Genomic DNA, 2,771 nt, shown 5'->3' with positions numbered 1-2,771 from the left:
GGAACGCACCCTCACGCGGGGACTCGATGGTGGGGGCGGTGGGGGCGGTGGTATCGATCGTGAGGGTCACGCTCGTGCCGGTGGTGGTGTTCCCTGCCTGGTCTTTCGCGGTCGGGGAGAGGGTGTACTCGCCGTCGGGGAGCGGGGTTGTGGGGGCGCATTCCCACTTCGTGTTGTTCGCGGGGGTGGTGCAGATCGTGGTGTCGTTGTGGGTGATCGTGACCTGGGTGCCGTTGGGGGCGGTGCCGGTGAGGGTGGGGGTGGTGGTTGCGGTGTGGGTGCCGTCTTCCGGGGAGTCGATGGTGGGGGCGGTGGGGGCGACGGTGTGGATCGTGAGGGTCACGCTCGTGCCGGTGGTGGTGTTCCCTGCCTCGTCTGTCGAGGTGGGGGTGAGGGGGTGGTCGCCGTCGGTGAGCGGGGCGTCCGGGGTGCATTCCCATGTTCCGTCGGTGACGGGGGCGGTGCAGAGGGGGTGGTCTTTCTGGCCGGTGATGGTGATGGTGGTGCCCGTTTCGCCGGTGCCGGTGATGGTGGGGCGGGTGGTGTTGGTGGTGGTGCCGTCGGTGGGGGTGACGATCACGGGTGTGGTGGGTGGGGTGGTGTCGGTGGTGATCTGGATGGGGGTGCCGGTGGTGGTGTTCCCGGCCTGGTCTTTCGCGGTCGGGGTGAGGGTGTGGGTGGTGTCGGTGAGGGCGGTGTCGGGGGTGCACGCCCATTTCCCGTTCGCTGCGGTGGTGGTGCAGAGGGTGAGGGAGTTCTGGTCGGTGATGGTGACCGTGGTCCCGGTTTCTGCGGTGCCGGAGAGTTTCGGGCGGGGGTTGGCGGTGAGGGTCTGATCGTTCGGGGTGGTGATGGTGGGGGCGTCGGGGGCGGTGACGTCGATCGTGATCTTTGTTTTCTTGCCCGTTGACTGGTTCCCGGCCGGGTCTTTCGCGGTCGGGGTGAAGACGTGGGTGCCTTCCTCGAGTTCCGGGGCGGGGCAGGACCAGGCGCCGTCGGTGATGGTGACGGTGCAGAGGGTGGTGTCGAGCTGGTCGGTGAGGGTGAGGGTGGTGCCCGTTTCGCCGGTGCCGGTGATGGTGGGGGTGAGGGTGTTCACGAACGCGCCGTGTTTCGGGGACACGATCACCGGGGTGGTGGGTGGGGTCGTGTCGATGGTCACGGTGATCGGGGTGCCCGCGGCCTGGTTCCCGGCCCGGTCTTTCGCGGTGGGGGTGAAGGTGTGGGCGCCGTCGGTGAAGGTGGTTGCGGGCAGGCAGGCCCACGTTTTCTCGGTGACGGTGGCCTGGCAGACCGGTGCCCCGTTCTGGTCGGTGACGGTGAGGGTGGTGCCGGTGTCGCCGGTGCCGGAGAACACGAGCGTGTTCACGCGTGTCAGGAGACCGTCCTGGGGGGAGGTGAACGCGGGGGCGGTGGGGGCGGTGACATCGATGCTGATTTTCACCGTCGTCCCGGGGGAGGTGTTCCCTGCGGGGTCGGTGACGAGCGCGGTGAGGGGGTGGGTGCCCTCGGGGAGCGGGGAGGTGAGCGTGCACGTCCATTCCCCGGAGCCGGTGACGGTCGCGGTGCAGGCGGGGGTGCCGTCGTCGGTGGTGATCGTGACCGTGCTGCCGGGTTCGGCGGTGCCGGTGAGGGTGGGGGTTTGGGTGTTCAGGGCGTCGCCGTCCGCGGGGGCGGAGACGGTGGGCTTTGCGGGGGCGGTCACGTCGAGGGTGAAGGTGGTCTTCGCGCCCGAGGCCGTGTTCCCTGCCCGGTCTTTCGCGGTCGGGGTGAAGGTGTGGTCGCCCTCGGTGAGTGCCGTGTCCGGGGTGCATGTCCAGGTCCCGTCGGTGACAGGGGAGGAGCAGAGGGTGCGGTCGCGGTGATCGGTGATGGTGACCGTGGTGCCCGTTTCGCCGGTGCCCGACAGGGCGGGCTTGGGGGTGTTCGCGATGGTCGCGTCAGCGGGGGCTGTGATCACGGGTTTCTGGGGTGCGGTGACATCGATCGTGATGGTGTGCGTGGTGGGGGTGCTCACATTCCCGGCCGGGTCTTTCGCGGTCGCGGTGAACGCGTGCTCGCCCTCGGCGTACTCGCTGGGGGCGGTGCACTCCCAGGTGCCGTCTTTCGCGGTCGTGGTGCACACGGTGTCGCCGTCGGTGTCGGTGAGGGTGATCGTGGTCCCGGTCTCGGCGGTGCCGGAGAACTTCGGTGCGGGGGTGTTGAGTGCTGCCCCGTCTTTCGGGGACACGATCACGGGAGCGTCGGGGGCGGTCGCGTCGATCGTGACCTGGGTTGTGGCGCCCGTGCTCTGGTTCCCTGCCCGGTCTGTTGCGGTGGGGACGAAGGAGTATTTCCCGTCGGGGAGGGTGGCCGCGGTGCAGGCCCAGGCGCCGTCGGTCACGGTCGCGGTGCAGATCGTGGCGTCGTTGTGGGTGACGGTGATCTGGGTGCCGGTTTCGCCGGTGCCGGTGAAGGGGAGGGCTGCGGTCGCGGTGAGGGTGTCCGTTTTCGGGGTCGAGATTTTCGGGGTCTCGGGGTTTTTGGTGTCGGTGGTGATGGTGACGGTTGCGCCGAGGGTGGTGTTTCCTGCTCGGTCTTTCGCGGTGGGGGTGAGGGGGTGTGTGCCGTCGGTGAGGGGGGTGGTGGGGGTGCATTCCCAGGTGGTGTGGGTTGCGGTGGTGGTGCAGAGGGTTGTGTTGTTCGTGGTGGTGACGGTGATGTGGGTGCCGGGTTCGGTGGTGCCGGTGATGGTGGGGGTGGGGGTGTTGAGGAACGCACCCTCACGCGGG

1 protein-coding gene is annotated in these 2,771 nt (G+C 69.0%); it reads right to left on the bottom strand.

Going from position 1 to position 2,771, the window contains the following annotated elements:
- On the bottom strand, positions 1–2,701 hold a 2,701-nt coding region (locus U874_RS0104790), incomplete at its 3' end, for an Ig-like domain-containing protein (protein ID WP_369802348.1).
- Between the last annotated feature and the right edge of the window lie 70 nt (positions 2,702–2,771).

The sequence above is a fragment of the Leucobacter sp. PH1c genome (genome assembly GCF_000633415.1).
Classification (GTDB): domain Bacteria; phylum Actinomycetota; class Actinomycetes; order Actinomycetales; family Microbacteriaceae; genus Leucobacter.
This window is presented reverse-complemented; position numbering and strand designations above follow the sequence as displayed.